Annotated in this window: 9 protein-coding genes and 4 tRNA genes; 6 read left to right on the top strand and 7 right to left on the bottom strand. The window is 69.0% G+C overall.

Annotated elements, in window-relative coordinates; translation table 11 throughout:
* Nucleotides 1-86 precede the first annotated feature (86 nt).
* The 3 genes from EHF44_RS12040 to EHF44_RS12030 form a co-directional block, all read right to left on the bottom strand.
* Entirely contained in the window at nt 87-3,707 is a 3,621-nt protein-coding gene (locus tag EHF44_RS12040; RefSeq protein WP_124683943.1) for a UvrD-helicase domain-containing protein, read from the bottom strand.
* Entirely contained in the window at nt 3,704-6,613 is a 2,910-nt protein-coding gene (locus EHF44_RS12035) for a PD-(D/E)XK nuclease family protein (protein ID WP_124683942.1), read from the bottom strand. The genes EHF44_RS12040 and EHF44_RS12035 overlap by 4 nt, the downstream gene beginning before the upstream one ends.
* A gap of 65 nt (nt 6,614-6,678) precedes the next feature.
* On the bottom strand, nt 6,679-6,942 hold the full coding sequence (locus tag EHF44_RS12030; RefSeq protein ID WP_124683941.1) for a hypothetical protein: 264 nt from the start codon (nt 6,940-6,942) through the stop codon (nt 6,679-6,681).
* A 465-nt stretch (nt 6,943-7,407) separates the two neighbouring features.
* Between EHF44_RS12030 and trxA the strand changes: the two genes are divergently transcribed.
* The 6 genes from trxA to EHF44_RS12000 all read left to right on the top strand — a co-directional run bounded on the left by trxA (nt 7,408) and on the right by EHF44_RS12000 (nt 13,911).
* The gene (gene trxA, locus EHF44_RS12025) at nt 7,408-7,734 is read left to right on the top strand and encodes a thioredoxin TrxA (protein ID WP_124683940.1); all 327 of its coding nucleotides are present in this window, start codon (nt 7,408-7,410) and stop codon (nt 7,732-7,734) included.
* Between the two features lie 181 nt (nt 7,735-7,915).
* Nucleotides 7,916-9,178, top strand: a complete 1,263-nt coding sequence (gene rho, locus EHF44_RS12020) for a transcription termination factor Rho (RefSeq protein ID WP_061959700.1) — start codon at nt 7,916-7,918, stop codon at nt 9,176-9,178.
* A gap of 75 nt (nt 9,179-9,253) precedes the next feature.
* Nucleotides 9,254-10,096, top strand: a complete 843-nt coding sequence (locus tag EHF44_RS12015) for a M90 family metallopeptidase (RefSeq protein WP_124683939.1) — start codon at nt 9,254-9,256, stop codon at nt 10,094-10,096.
* Nucleotides 10,097-10,271: 175 nt separating this feature from the next.
* Entirely contained in the window at nt 10,272-10,529 is a 258-nt protein-coding gene (locus EHF44_RS12010) for a type B 50S ribosomal protein L31 (protein WP_061959698.1), read from the top strand.
* 155 nt (nt 10,530-10,684) lie between these two features.
* Nucleotides 10,685-12,469, top strand: coding sequence for an ArnT family glycosyltransferase (locus EHF44_RS12005; RefSeq protein WP_124683938.1), 1,785 nt, complete (start codon nt 10,685-10,687; stop codon nt 12,467-12,469).
* A gap of 89 nt (nt 12,470-12,558) precedes the next feature.
* Nucleotides 12,559-13,911 (top strand): MATE family efflux transporter, encoded by a 1,353-nt coding sequence (locus EHF44_RS12000; RefSeq protein ID WP_124683937.1) that lies wholly within the window; start codon nt 12,559-12,561, stop codon nt 13,909-13,911.
* Nucleotides 13,912-14,138: 227 nt separating this feature from the next.
* On the opposite strand, the gene EHF44_RS11995 is transcribed toward EHF44_RS12000, so the two are convergent.
* From EHF44_RS11995 to EHF44_RS11980, 4 genes are all read right to left on the bottom strand, one after another.
* A tRNA-Asp gene (locus EHF44_RS11995) sits at nt 14,139-14,215 on the bottom strand.
* A 63-nt stretch (nt 14,216-14,278) separates the two neighbouring features.
* Nucleotides 14,279-14,354 (bottom strand) — tRNA-Glu (locus EHF44_RS11990).
* 108 nt (nt 14,355-14,462) lie between these two features.
* Nucleotides 14,463-14,538: transfer RNA gene (locus tag EHF44_RS11985), tRNA-Ala, on the bottom strand.
* Between the two features lie 169 nt (nt 14,539-14,707).
* Nucleotides 14,708-14,784 (bottom strand) — tRNA-Asp (locus tag EHF44_RS11980).
* Between the last annotated feature and the right edge of the window lie 46 nt (nt 14,785-14,830).

Below are 14,830 nucleotides of genomic sequence, written 5' to 3'. Positions count from 1 at the left end.
TGTTCCCTTCCCGCTTTCCGGTCTTGTTTTCGCGACGTTGCGTGCGAAAAGAAGGGCCAGCGGCTATTCTGCGCCCATTTCCGGCATCAGAACAACGACCCTTGCTGCGTCGTGGCAATTGGCGTCGGCGGCCGGGGCGCGGCCTGCAGCGCCTGCACGTCGATCCATTCGCCGGCCGCCGTGGCCACGCCTGCCTCCACGCGCTTGCCCGGGAACATCGGCTGCACGGCTGCCACGTAGCGGCGCAACTGGGCGCCGTAGGCCGCGTGCTCCTGCGGCAGCAGCCGCTGCTTGTAGTCGATGATGACCACGCGGTCGTCGAATTCCACCAGCCGGTCGATCCGCAGCAGCCGGCCCCGGTCGTCATAAAGCTCGACCTCGTTGCGCGCCGCCACGGCGTCCTGCGCGAACAGCAGCGGGCGCAGCGCGGGCGCCGCCAGCATCGCGTGCAGGTCCGCCACGGCCGCTTCCGCCTGCCGCTGCCACTGTTCGCGGGCCTGCGGGGCGCCGGCGCCCGTCAGCGGGAACCAGCGCATCACCGTGGCGGCGTCTGGCACGCCGGCGTATGCGTCCGGATAGCGCGTCAGCCGTTCCAGCAGCGCGTGCACCAGTTCGCCGTGGGCGGCGGCCTGGGCGTCGAATACCGTTGATTCGGGGTCGTCCTCGAACGCCTCCGTGCCATCGGCCACCTGCAGTTCGGCCGCATCGCGGTAGCGCAGCCGGAAGTCGGTGTAGCGCACGCGCTCGCTGTCCGCCGCATGGGCACTGGCGCCGGCCTGCACGTCCTCGGGATACGGCGTGACCGCGTCGCCCACGCCGGCCGCGGCCAGCCGCACATACCAGCTTCCAGCGATCTCGGCGCCGGGCGACTCCTCGCGCTTGCTGGCGCGCCCCATCACCCCACTGACCAGCAGCCCCTGCTGCGCGCGCGTCATGGCGACGTAGAGCAGGTTCCAGTTCTCGCGTTCGGCCAGCGCCGCCTCGGCCTCGAACATCGGCGCGCGCGCCAGCCCGCGCTCGCTGCGCTTGCCGTAGGCGGAAAAATGCCGGGGCGCGGGCGAAGCGGGCGGCCAGTCGACCAGGATGCCGCCTCGGTCCGCCGCCGGGTCGCTGTGGTTGGCGTCCAGCAGCACGACGAACGGCGCCTCCAGCCCCTTGGCCGCGTGCACGGTCAGGATATGGACGGCATCGAGCTGGCTGTCGACCTCGTCGTCCGGGCCAGCCTCGGCCTCTTCCATTCCCTCGCCCATGCCGCCCTCGTCGGGGCTTTCGTCCTCGTCACCGCGCCGGATCTCCTGCAACTCGTCGATGAACTTCGGCAGGCTCGGATAGCGCCCGCCATCAAGGTCGAGCGACAGCTTCAGAAACGCGTCGAGGTTGGCCAGCACCTGCTCGCGGATGGCCGACGGCGCGGCCTCCGCGTAGCGGCGGCGCACCTCGCCATGGTGGTAGATATGGTCGATCAGGTCGTGCACGGGCCTGTGCGGCGCCAGCGCCAGCCACGCCGCCAGCCGCGCGATGCCGCCGCGCAGCGCGTCGGACGTGTCCGGCGGCAAGCCCTGCTCGCCGATGCGCGCCCACCAGCCGCCCTCGCCTTCCATCGACGCCAGCCGCAGCAGGTCGTCATCGGTGGCGCCGACGATCGGGCTCTTGAGCACGTGGGCCAGGTCCAGGTCTGACTCGGGCGTCATCAGGAACGCCAGCAGGGCCGACAGGTCCAGCGCCTCCAGCGTGGTCAGCAGCCCGCCCCGGCGCGGGCTCAGGCACGGGATGCCGGCCTCGCGCAGCGCGCGCTCGTAGTCGGGCAGATGGGTCTTGCGCCGCACCAGCAGCTGCATGTCGCGCCACGTGGCGCGGCGCGATACCTGCTTCGGGCCCTCGCCCTCGCGCACCGGCACGTGGTCGCGCAGGTAGTGCAGCCACGCGGCCACGCGCCGGCCTTCCTCGAAGCGCAGCGAATCGCCCTGCTGAACGCGCGGCTGCGTCAGCGTGTCGCGATGGCCGTCGCCAGTGTCGTCCGCCCCGCCATCGTCATCCTTGCCCCCGGTGGCCTCGGCGGCCTCCTCAGCCTCATCGGCCTGCACCAGCGGCAGCAGCCAGACCGGGCCGCCCGGGTCGTGCAGCGCCGTGGTCTGCGTCTCGTACAGCGGATAGCGGCCCTCGGCGCGCGCGTGGTCGAACACGGCGTTGACCCAGTGCAGCACCTCGGGCCGGTTGCGGCGCGTGCGGTTGGTCCGCAGCACGGTGGCGCGGAAATCGGCCTGCAGCATCTCGCGCGCGGCGTCGAACAGGCGGGCGTCGGCGCGGCGGAAGCGGTAGATCGACTGCTTGGGATCGCCCACCAGGAACACGGTCGGCTTGTCGCCCAGCCCCTGGTAGCCGGCCAGCCAGCCCTGCAGGATGCGCCATTGCAGCGGGTTGGTGTCCTGGAATTCGTCGAGCAGCAGGTGGCGGTAGCGCGCGTCGAGCCGCACCTGCAGGTAGGTGGCGGTTTCCTCGTCGGCCATCAGCCGCGCGGCCAGCCATTCGAGATCGGCGAAGTCCATCGCGCGCTGCTCGCCCTTGTGGCGCTGGTAGCGGTCCAGCAGCGCGTCGCCCAGCCGGTACAGCGCCAGGTTGATGGCCAGCACCGCGGCCTCGCAGCGGCGCGTGGCGATCTCGTCGAGCCGGGCGCAATGCGCGGCCATGCAGGCGAGCAGGTCTTCGGCCGCGCCTTCGCCGCCGCAGACCTTGACCAGTGCCGACGTGGCCTTCATCGCGCGCGGCTTGCCGGCGTCGGTGAAGAACGCGGCGCGCAGCGCGTGGAACGCCTGCGTGGCGGCATCGCCGGGCGCCGCTCCCGCGTCGCGCCAGGCGCGGATGGCGCGCAGGCCGTCCATCAGCCGCGTGGCGTGCGTCTGCTCGGTCTTGCCGGCGCGACCCAGCGTCACCGCGTGCTGTGCGCAGGCTTCGAGCCAGTCGTCGTCGGCCAGCGCGTCGACCAGCACGTCGGTGGTGGCGTCGTCGCCCAGGTCGGCGGCCAGCCGGCTGGCCGGGTCGCCGGCCTCGCGGAACGCCCACCACTCGTTGCGCGCGTGGAACATGCGGTCCAGCAGGCTGCGCGTCTGGAAATCGCCAATCGCATCGACCAGTTGCTCGTAGGCCTGGCGCAGCTCGGCATGCCTGGGCTGCGCCAGCGCGCGCCAGAACGGCGCCCACGCCTCGCGCTTCATGCGCAGCGCGTCCTCGCGCAGCGACGCACCGGGGACGATGCCCGACGCCAGCGGCGCACCGCGCAGCAGCGTGCCGAACCAGCCGTGGAACGTGTCGATGGCCATCCGGCCGGGCGACGCCAGCACCTGCGCGTGCAGCACGCGCGCCCGCGGCAGCGCGGCGCGCGCGGCCTGCGGGTCTAGCCCGCGCATCTCAAGCTGGGCCAGCACGGCGTCGTCGGGGCCGCTGGCCAGTTGCGCCAGCACCTCCAGCAGGCGCTCGCGCATTTCCTCGGCGGCCTTGCGCGTGAACGTGATGGCCAGGATTTCGTGCGGCGCGGCGCCTGCCAGCAGCAGTCGCACCAGCCGGGCCACCAGCAGCCAGGTCTTGCCGCTGCCCGCGCAGGCTTCCACCACCACCGAGCGGGCCGGATCGCAGGCCGCGCGCGTGAAATCGGCCTCGCCGACGGGCTGACCGTCGCGCAGGTAGGCGTGGATGTCGTGGCTCTGGCTCATGTCTTCAGGTCGGGCAAGGTGGTGGATTCCCAGAAGCCCTTGCGGCACAGGCCGCGCGCTTCGCAATAGGTGCAGGCCGCGGCGTCACCGAACGCGGGCAGCTTCGCACCCTGGCGCAGGCGGCCCACATCGTGCCGAAGCTGGCGCTCCAGCCACGTCACGGCGGCCTGGAACTCCGGCAGGTCGACTTCGCGCTGCGCGCCCGGGGCGCTGTCGCGCCCGCCCTGCTTCACGCCTTCCAGCGCCACCCAGCTACCGGCCACCGCATCGGCCCGCAGCAGGCCGTAGAACGCGAGCTGGCAGTCTTCCTCGGCATCGCCGGCCTTGCGGCGCAGGCGGCTGGCGGGCTGGGTCTTGTAGTCGAGCACAGCGTGAGCGCCGTCCGGGCCCTTGTCGAGCCGGTCGATGCGGCCGGCCAGCCGCAGCGGCACGCCGTCGGGCATGGCCACGTCGACGCCGGCGTCGAGCTCGCCGCCGCGCCAGTGCCAGCCCATTTCCTCGCGCGCGGCCTGCCAGGCGACGTACGACGGCAGCACCTCGCACCAGCGGCGGTAGTAGCTGATGGCGTTGCCGTCGTCGGCCATCTGCTTGCCGAAGACCGTGTCCGTGATCTCGCGCAGGCGCGCAAGCCGCCGCGCGTCGTCGCGCTCGCCGGCATCGTGGATTTCCTGGTGGTATTGCAGCAGCACGCGGTGCAGCAGGTTGCCGATGTCGCGCTTTTCCAGGTCGTCGTTCAGCACTTCGAGTCCGGCCAGGCCGAGCATGCGGCCGGCAAAGAACTGGTACGGGCAGCGCCGCAGCATGTTGTAGGCCGCCGCGCTCCAGCGCGTGGGCACGTGCGCGGGCGCCGACGGCGCGGGCATGAACGACGGCCGCGCGACGGTTTCCAGCGGCGGCTGGGGCGCGTTGGCCTCGATCGGCGCGCCGGCGCGCGCGCAGCAGGCCGACAGCCGCTCGATCCAGCCCGAGACGTGGTGCGGCTCGCCCCGGCTGCCGTAGCGCTGCCACGTCAGCACGACATCGTCATTGTTGAGCAGCACTTCGGCCAGGTCGCGCGCCTGCTGGGCGAAGCGCGCCTCGCGGTCTTCCAGCCCCAGCTCGCGGCGCATCTGGTTCGAGAAGAACATCAGCTCGGCCGCGCTGGACGGCAACTGGGCATCGTCGCAGCCCACCACCACCACGCCGTCGAAGCGGCGCATCCGCGCGCCATTGAGCGGCAGGATCGTGATGCGCGACGGGCCCGGCGCGGACGGCTCCTTGTAGGCGACGGTCTCCAGCAGCGCGGCCAGCATCGCGCGGAATTCCTGCTGATTCAGCGAGGCGTGGCTGCCGGTCTCGTCGTCGGGCAGCTCGGCCAAGCGCGCCAGGGCGTCCAGCAACTGGCGGCCCGCGTCGTCGTCGGCCAGCGCGGCGCGCATGCCGAGCGTATCGAGCGTGGCGTCGAGCCGGGCCAGCCAGACCGATAGCGGCTGCTGCGCGTGGCCGCGTGGCCATTGCGCGGCTTCGTCGGCCAGCGTGGCGATCAGCGCGCGCGCGGCGGCGCGCACGTGCAGCGCCGTGTCGCTGGCCGCCATCGCCTCGGCGTCCACGACCGTGGTCCCGGCGCGCTCGGGGAACAGATGGCGCAGGCGCGACCAGCCGCCCGTGAGCGCGTCACGACGGATCTGGCGCTCCAGCAGCGCGATGGCCGCGCCGCGACGGTCGGCGGCGGGCAGGCAGAACGGGGACTTCAGCAGGTCGAGCAGCGCGGCGGTGTCGCCGTCGCCGACCAGCACGTCGAACCAGCGCATCAGCGCGGCGGCGGCGCGCGTGGTCGACAGCTTCCAGCCCGTTTCATCGCGGACCGGGGCCCCGGCGCGCGTCAGCAGCGCGCGCGTGCGGCGCGCCACCACGCGGTCGTGGGCCACCAGCGCCACGTGCTTGCGGCCTTCGTTGAGCCATTGCACGAGCTGGCTGGCGGCGGCGGCCGCCTCGTCCTCGAACCGGGCGCTGCCGATCACGCGCACGCTGGGGCGGCTGGCCGGCAGCGTCCGGGGCAGCGCGGGCATGGGCGCGGCATCGACGCCTTCGCCGCGGCGCGCCTCGGGCCACAGGGCCAGCAGCGTGCGGTACCAGTCGGCGGGGGTGTCGGCGGGGGTATCGAAGGCGGGAAGATCGGCGCCGCCGGTCCAGTCGTAGCCGACTTCCATCGTCGGCACCATCTCGCCGGCCTGGCGCAGAAAGCTGGCCTCGATGGGCTCCGGCGGCGTCGGCCCGATCCAGACCACCGGGCCCGCCACCTGCTGCGCCAGCCGTTGCAGCGCGCGGCGCCGCGTGGGCAGCGGATCGTCGGGGCCGGACAGCATCTGCCAGAACGCCAGCACGATCTGGGCCTCCTGGCCCAGGAAGCGCTCGGACAGGTGCGCGTAGGTGCGCTGCAGCGCGCCCTGCAGCAGCGCGGCGCGGTCGTCGCCGTCGATGTCGTCATCGTCGCGGACCGCCGCGTCTTCCAGCCAGCGGGCGCTCAGTTCGTCGCTGATCGACAGCAGCGTCTGCGCAAGGCCCCACGCCGCGCCCTCGGTCTGCGCGCCAAAGGCCCCACGGAGCCAATCCTGCGCGCGGATGGCCTGCTGCACGGCCAACAGCCGCGCGGCGTGGCTGCGCGCGGGCCGGGGTTCGGCATCGAGGTCGGGCGGCAAATCCAGCAGCCAGTGGCCCAGCGTCAGCACGCGCGGCAGCAGGCGCGGCTGGCCGGCCGCGCGCGCGGCGGCATCGAGCGCCTGGCGCACGCCGGGGATCTGCGCGGCCGTCGGCACGACCACGTGGGCCGCCGACGCGGCCGGGCCGCAGTGATCAAGGAAATACCACGTCGCCGTGGCGGCCTGGTCGAGGAACGACGGGCCGGGAGGGAACGAAAGCCGGGTCATGGATGCGTGGGACCGATGCGGATGCGGGGGCTGCCCGGGGCGCCCCCGATGCGTGCCGGGGGGTGTCAGCGGTCGCCGCCACCCTCCAGGCGGGCGCGCAGTTCGCGCGCGGTTTCCAGCAGGCCCTCGTAGCCCGAACGCGCATGTTCAGGCAGGTCGGGGTCGCCGATCAGCGTGCCGAGCGTTTCCATCACGCTGTAGACGAGGCCCTTGGCCGCGCCGGTGGCGATGCTGTCGGACTCGACGGCGCTGCTCAGGTGCGCCAGGGCGTCGCTGAGCTGGTCGGGGTCGGGCGTGTCGGAATCAGGCTTGCGGGGATCGGACGTCATGATCGGTGGCCTCTGTCGGAAGATGCAGGGTTGGCGCATCCGGCCTGCCATTCTACGCGCATCACGGATGCGATCCGTTCAAGTGGATTCTAGATCATGCCCGGCGCCCGCCGCTACGGGAAAACCCCACGCCGGCCCCCGCCGCGCCGCCAAAATACCACCTTTGAGGGATGCCGATTGAGCCAGCCTTTCGCGCCGATTGAAACTATCATCGGCAACAGCGGCCGGGGCGCGGCACAATGCCCCCCAAGGCGCCGCGCCCGCCCCGGTGGCGCGCGGCGCGCGACGGGCGGGCCCGGGGCTTGAATTCCGGCAAGCTGGTAACATATCGGCGTCAATGGCGGCGCGTGTCGCCACGCACTGCCGGCCGGCGGCCCCGCACGATTGTCGTGTAAGGTTGCGGTTCAGCCCCACGGCATCGGCCCGCCTTCAACATAAACTGAGCGAAACCTGAGGTTCCCCGCCATGAGCGACCAAATCAAGTATGTGAGCGACGCATCGTTCGACACCGACGTGCTCAAGTCCGACAAGCCCGTGCTGCTGGACTTCTGGGCCGAATGGTGCGGCCCTTGCAAGATGATTGCCCCGATCCTGGACGAGGTGGCCAAGGACTACGGCGACCGCGTGCAGATCGCCAAGATCAACGTGGACGAGAACCAGCAGGTGCCGGCCAAGTTCGGCATCCGCGGCATCCCGACGCTGATCCTGTTCAAGAACGGCGAAGTCGTGGCCCAGAAGGTTGGCGCGCTGTCCAAGTCGCAGCTCACCTCGTTCCTGGACGGCCAGGTCTAAGCCAGCACCCGTTTGCCGGAGCCCGACGCTCCGGCCCGGCACGATCCGGCCCTGCGCGCGCCAGCCCTGGCGCGCCGGCCGGATTGTGCTAAGATGCGACCCAACAACTTCCCCGAGCGTTCGCTCATTCTTTCCCCCTCCTAGGTCTCGCCCGTCCGGGCCCCTTCTGTACCCCTTGTCTATGCACCTGACAGAACTCAAATCGCTTCACGTGTCTGCGCTTCTCGAAATGGCGGCAACGCTCGAGATCGACAACGCACAACGGATGCGCAAACAGGAACTCATGTTTGCGATCCTGAAGAAGCGCGCCAAGATGGGCGAAACCATCTACGGAGACGGCACGCTGGAAGTTCTGCCCGATGGCTTCGGTTTCCTGCGCTCGCCGGAAACGTCGTACCTGGCGAGCACTGACGACATCTACATCAGCCCGTCGCAGATCCGCCGCTTCAACCTGCATACCGGTGATTCGATCGAAGGCGAGGTCCGCACGCCCAAGGACGGCGAGCGCTACTTTGCGCTGGTGAAGGTGGACAAGGTCAACGGGCAGCCGCCCGAGGCGGTGAAGAACCGCATCATGTTCGAGAACCTGACGCCGCTGCATCCGAACCGGCCGCTCACGCTCGAACGCGATATCCGCGCCGAGGAAAACATCACCGGCCGCATCGTCGACATGATCGCCCCGATCGGCCGCGGCCAGCGCGCGCTGCTGGTGGCATCGCCGAAGTCCGGCAAGACCGTGATGCTGCAGCACATCGCCCACGCGATTGCCAACAACCATCCGGAAGCCGACCTGTTCGTGCTGCTGATTGACGAACGGCCGGAAGAAGTGACCGAAATGCAGCGCTCGGTGCGCGGCGAGGTGGTGGCGTCGACGTTCGACGAACCGGCCATCCGTCACGTGCAGGTGGCCGAAATGGTTATCGAGAAGGCCAAGCGCCTGGTGGAACTGAAGCGCGACGTGGTGATCCTGCTGGACTCGATCACCCGCCTGGCGCGCGCCTACAACACCGTGGTGCCGGCATCGGGCAAGGTGCTGACCGGCGGTGTGGACGCCAACGCGCTGCAGCGCCCGAAGCGCTTCTTCGGCGCCGCGCGCAATCTGGAAGAAGGCGGCTCGCTGACCATCATCGCCACGGCGCTGATCGAAACGGGCAGCCGCATGGACGACGTGATCTACGAAGAGTTCAAGGGCACCGGCAACATGGAAGTGCACCTGGAACGCCGCCTGGCGGAAAAGCGTGTCTACCCGGCCATCAACCTGAACAAGTCGGGCACGCGCCGCGAGGAACTGCTGATCAAGCCGGAAATCCTCCAGAAGATCTGGATTCTGCGCAAGTTCATCTCGGACATGGACGAGGTCCAGGCCATGGAATTCATCCTCGACAAGATGAAGCCGACCAAGAACAACGCGGAGTTCTTCGACATGATGCGACGCGGCGGCTGACCGCCGGCAGTTGCCAGTCGTACAAAAAGGCGTACCCTTCGGGTGCGCCTTTTTTACTTTCCGACGCTCCTGACCATGTTCGGCAAACTGTCCAGCTACCTGCGCGCCCGCTCGCGCGAACGCCAGCTCGCGCACTACGCCATCCCCGACGACCTGTGGCAACGCACCGTCGCCACCCTGCCCTTCGTGCAGCGGTACGGCGCCGACGACCTGGCGGCGCTGCGCGAACTGGCCACGCTATTCATCGCGGGCAAGGAATACTCCACCGCGCACGAACTGGAGCTGACCGACGAGATGGTGGTCGGCGTGGCCGTGCAGGCGTGCGTGCCGATCCTGAAGCTTGGCATCGAGTGGTATCGCGGCTGGCACGGCATCGTGCTGTATCCGGGCGAGTTCCTGATCCGCAAGACCGTCGAGGACGAGATCGGCCTGGTGCACGGCGTGGAGGAGGAAGCCAGCGGCGAGGCGTGGGAGCATGGCCCGGTGATCCTGTCATGGCAGGACGTGAACCTGTCCGGGTCGGGGCTCGACAATGTCTCGGATTCGTACAACGTGGTCATCCACGAGTTCGCGCACAAGCTGGACATGCTCGATGGCGAGCCCGACGGCGTGCCGCCGTTCTCGCGCGTGCTGCATCCGGGCCTCGATGCCGAGCAGTGGGCCGAAACGCTGCTGACCGAGTACGACGCCTTTGCCGATGCCTGCGACGCGCTGCCCGACTCGGCCTGGGATACGCCCGACCGGCTGCCGCCGCGCCTGCGGGTGATCGACCCGTACGGCTGCGAGGCCCCGAGCGAGTTCTTCGCGGTGGCGTCGGAGTCATTTTTCGTCGATCCGGGCGGGCTTCGGACCCATTGGCCCACGCTCTACGCGACGCTCGCCACGTTCTATCGGCAAGACCCGGCCACAGGTGCCTGATCCGGCATATCCGGAAGGTGTGGCAGGCAGGCCCGAGGCGGCCACGAATCTTGCCCAGCCTCTTGTTTTTCTGCCATAATCCCGGTTTGCCCGTTACCGGCAAGTGGTTCGCTCGCCGCAAGCAAGCTGCGGCGCCATGAGAGCGGACTGGCTACCCAACCTGAAAGGAAGCACCATGAAAGAAGGCATTCACCCGAATTATCGCGAAGTCCTGTTCCACGACGTGTCGAACGACTTCAAGTTCGTGACCCGCTCGACGATCCAGACCAAGGACACGATCGAACACGAAGGCAAGACCTACCCGCTGGCCAAGATCGAAGTGTCGTCGGAATCGCACCCGTTCTACACCGGCCAACAGAAGATCATGGATACGGCTGGCCGCGTCGAGAAGTTCCGCCAGAAGTTCGGCAGCAAGCTGGCAGCCAAGAAGTAATCGCCCAGCACTACCGGGCAACCGCGGCGCGCGGCAGGACGGATGCTCCCGCGGCGCGCGACCTGACAAAGAGGCAGCATCGGCTGCCTTTTTGCATTTGTGGCCGACAATAGCGGCTTGCCCCCGCCCTGCCGGCCCGCCTGGATTCACTGCCGATGTCCCAAGCCACCAAGACCTCTCCTGTCCACCTGACCGCCGCGGCCACGGGCGCCCTGCCCCGCTACCTGCTGCTGGCGATCTGCATCATCTACGGACTGACCGGCCTGTTCGGCCGCGATCCGTGGAAGAACGAGGATGCCGCGGGCTTCGGCGTGATGTGGCAGCTCGGCATCGGCGGCGTGCAGGACTGGCTGATGCCCAACATCGTCGGGCGGCCGTTCAGCCAGGAAGGGCCGCTGGTGTACTGGGTGGGCGGGCTGATGATCCGGCTGTTCGGCGGCTGGCTGGGCGCGCCGGATGCGTCGCGGCTGGCCACGGCGCTGTTCTACTTCGGCACCTGCGCCTTCATCTGGTATTCCACCTATCTGCTGGGCCGCCGCGACGAGGTGCAGCCGTTTGCGTTCGCCTTCGGCGGGCAGCCCGACGCGCGGTCGTACGGCCGCGCGCTGGCCGATGGCGCGCTGCTGATCTTCCTGGCCTGCGTGGGCCTGGCGATGCGCGGCCACGAGACCACGGCGCAGGTCGGGCAGGTCTGCTTCATCGCGTTCATGCTCTACGGCATGGTGCGCAGCCTGGACAAGCCCGTGCAGGGCAGCCTCTGGTTCGGCGTGGGACTGGCGGCGCTGTGCCTGGCCAGCGGGCCGATCCTGGCGGCGGCGCTGCTGGGGGCGGCGCTGATCGCGGGCGCCGTCTCGCAGCCTGTGCCGCTCAAGCGGCTGCTGCAGATTGGCGTGCCCGTGGCGCTGGCCATCGTCGCCATCTGGATGGCCGCCGTCTACCTGGGCGCGGCCGTGACCGACGACGGCGTGACCTACATCCGCGAATGGGCGCGCTACGACCGCCGCACCTACGGCCCGCCGTCGCTGCCGACGGCCGGCTTCATCGCCCGCAACTTCCTGCTGTTCGCCTGGCCCGTGTGGCCGATTGCGGCCTTCGCGTGGCTGTCGTGGCGCGGCATGCGGCGCGCGCCCCATGTGGCGCTGCCGCTAGCCATCCTGGCGATGCTGTTCCTGCTGCTGGTGCTGCAGCGTAGCCCGGGCGACGTGCAGTTCATCCTGCTGCTGCCGCCGATGGCCATCCTGGCCGCGTTCGCGCTGCCCACGCTGCCGCGCGCGGCCATCAACGCGGTGGACTGGTTCGCGCTGCTGTTCTTCACGATCTTCGGCGGCACGGTCTGGTTCATGTGGATCGCCAAGACCACGGGCTGGCCGCCCAGGATCGCCAACAACGTGTTCCGCCAGATTCCCGGCTTCGAGCACACGTTCACGATCAGCGCGGTGGTCATCGCGCTGGCCGCGACCGTGGCATGGGTGCTGGTGGTGCGCTGGCGCCTGTCGCGGGCGCCCAAGCAGATCTGGCGGCCGGTGGTGATCTCGGCGGCCGGCACGACGCTGATGTGGGTCATGGCCATGACGCTGTGGCTGCCGTCGATCAACTACGGCAAGACCTATCGCGACGTGGCGCGCGCCGCCGCCATGGCGCTGCCTTCGACGTACCAGTGCGTGCAGCCGATCCGCATGGGCGATGCGCAACTGGCGTCGTTCGCGTACTTCGGCCATATCCGTTTTGGCGGGCCCGCCGATGGCTGCGATGTGCTGCTGCGACACGACGCCGTGGACTATGGCGCGCCGGGCAATATCTCGCATTTCGAATGGCGCCTGATCTGGGAAGGCCGCCGCCCCGCCGACCGTGACGAGCGCTTCCGCATGTATCGGCTGGTCGATATGTCCCAGATCAAGCCCGCGCCGGCCCCGACCCGTCGCCGGCTGCCGCGCCAGTAAGGCCCATTCCCGATGACGGCGGGCCCTGGGCTCGCCGATCTCTCCCCGGCCGTGGCGCCGGGGCGCCCCCAAAACTCCCCTACCCAACGATGAGCAGCGCGCTGCAGGATATCCGTCGCATCGTCCACCTGGCCGCCCCGGTGCTGGTCGGCCAGTTGGCCGTGATTGCCTTCGGCGTGATCGACACGATCATGGCCGGCCGCGCGTCGGCCGCCGACCTGGCCGCGGTTGGCCTGGGCGGATCGATCTACGTGACGGTCTACATCAGCCTGATGGGCGTGCTGCAGGCACTGGCGCCCATCGCCGGGCAGCTATACGGCGCCGGCCGCAGCGCGGAAATCGGCGCGGAGGTGCGGCAGGCCGCGTGGCTGGGGCTGGCGCTGGCCGTGCCGGGCATGTTGCTGCTGCTGTTTCCAGGGCCGGTGCTGGCGTTCGCCAAGGCGCCGCCGGAGCTGGTCGACAAGGCATCGCGCTATCTCCATATCGTCGCGCTCGGCCTGCCGGCGGCGCTTGCGTTCCGGATCTACATGGCGCTGAACAACGCGCTGTCACGGCCGATCATGGTCACGGTGCTGCAGATCGCCGGGTTGGCGCTCAAGGTGCCGCTCAACGCCTGGTTCATCCACGGCGGCCTGGGTGTGGCGGCGATGGGCGGCCCCGGTTGCGCGCTGGCGTCGACGCTGATCACGTGGGTCTGGTGCCTGTCCGGCCTGGCGATCCTGCGATTCGGCGGCGCCTATCGGCCGCTGAGCATTTTCACGCACTGGGAATGGCCGCGCTGGGACCGCATCGAGCCGCTGCTGCGGCTGGGCGTGCCGATGGGGCTGACGTACCTGATTGAAATCACATCGTTCACGCTGATGTCGATCTTCATCACGCGGATGGGCACCGAGACGCTGGCCGGGCACCAGATCATCGCCAACCTGAGCGCCGTGGCGTACATGATGCCGTTGTCGCTGTCGATCGCGACGTCGACGCTCGTCGCCCAGTCCATCGGCGCGCGCGACATGGCGGCGGCGCGGCGCATCGGCTGGCGCGGCATCCGCTTTGGCGCCGGCCTGGCGCTGCTGATCGGCACCCTGCTCTGGTGCCTGCGCGAGCCGCTGCTGCAGGCGTACGCCAAGGACTCGGCCGTGGTGGCCAAGGCGTTGCCCCTGATGCTGTTCGTGGCCTTCTACCAGGCGTTCGACGCCATCCAGGTGATGAGCGCGTTCATCCTGCGCGCATACAAGATCGCGCTGATCCCGACGCTGATCTATGCGGTGTCGCTATGGGGCGTGGGGCTGGGCGGCGGCTATGTGCTCGGCTTCGGCCTGATCGACACGTTGCCCGCTTTCACGCGCGGCGCTTCGGGCTTCTGGCTGGCCAACAGCGTGAGCCTGGCGATCGCCGGGACGCTGCTCGTGCGGTATTTCAGGAAGGTGAGTCGGGAGGGGGTCTGAGGAGGGCGCTGCGCAGGCAGCGCCCTCCGCTCCGTATGGGTGAAAAAAAAGCCTGCTTGCGCAGGCTTTTCTAAGTTTGGCGGAGCGGACGGGGCTCGCCCACATCCTGCAGGCCGCGGATTCGCTTGCAAGCGAATCCCTTCTCGCCCCGCCGGGCGCTGCGCAGGCAGCGCCCTCCGCTCCGTACAGACGAAAAAAAAGCCTGCTTGCGCAGGCTTTTTTAAATTTGGCGGAGCGGACGGGGCTCGAACCCGCGACCCCCGGCGTGACAGGCCGGTATTCTAACCAACTGAACTACCGCTCCGTTTTCGGCTGTTACCCGGATATTCCGGCTAACCGCTGGGCGTCTGATTACGCCCGGCTGTTTTGGCGTCCCCTAGGGGATTCGAACCCCTGTACTCACCGTGAAAGGGTGATGTCCTAGGCCTCTAGACGAAGGGGACAGAAACTGTTGCAAGCAACGCTTTCCGTCGTTTGCCGCGAAGTCCGGCATTCTACCAGAACTTTCGCGATCCGAAGCAACTTTTTACTGCGTCGCTGCTTCCTGAATCTGGTGGAGCTAAGCGGGATCGAACCGCTGACCTCTTGCATGCCATGCAAGCGCTCTCCCAGCTGAGCTATAGCCCCATAATACTTCCAATACTGCCTGATAATCGCAGCGATTGCTGGGGCCGCGATTATCTTCGATTTTTCGAAGCTGACAACATTTGCTTCGGGGTAATCGAACGGTGATTATCGAAACATCACCTCTCACCCAAATAAAAACCCGCCTGGTGTTACCCAAGCGGGTTCAGTCTGGCGGAGCGGACGGGGCTCGAACCCGCGACCCCCGGCGTGACAGGCCGGTATTCTAACCAACTGAACTACCGCTCCGTTGTTGGTTGCTACCCGAAGCTTCGCTTCGGACAGCCAACTGGAC

Origin of the sequence: Cupriavidus pauculus (assembly GCF_003854935.1) — a bacterium.
Classification (GTDB): domain Bacteria; phylum Pseudomonadota; class Gammaproteobacteria; order Burkholderiales; family Burkholderiaceae; genus Cupriavidus; species Cupriavidus pauculus_C.
Note: the sequence above shows the minus strand (reverse complement) of the source record. Positions and strands in the feature narration are given on the sequence as shown.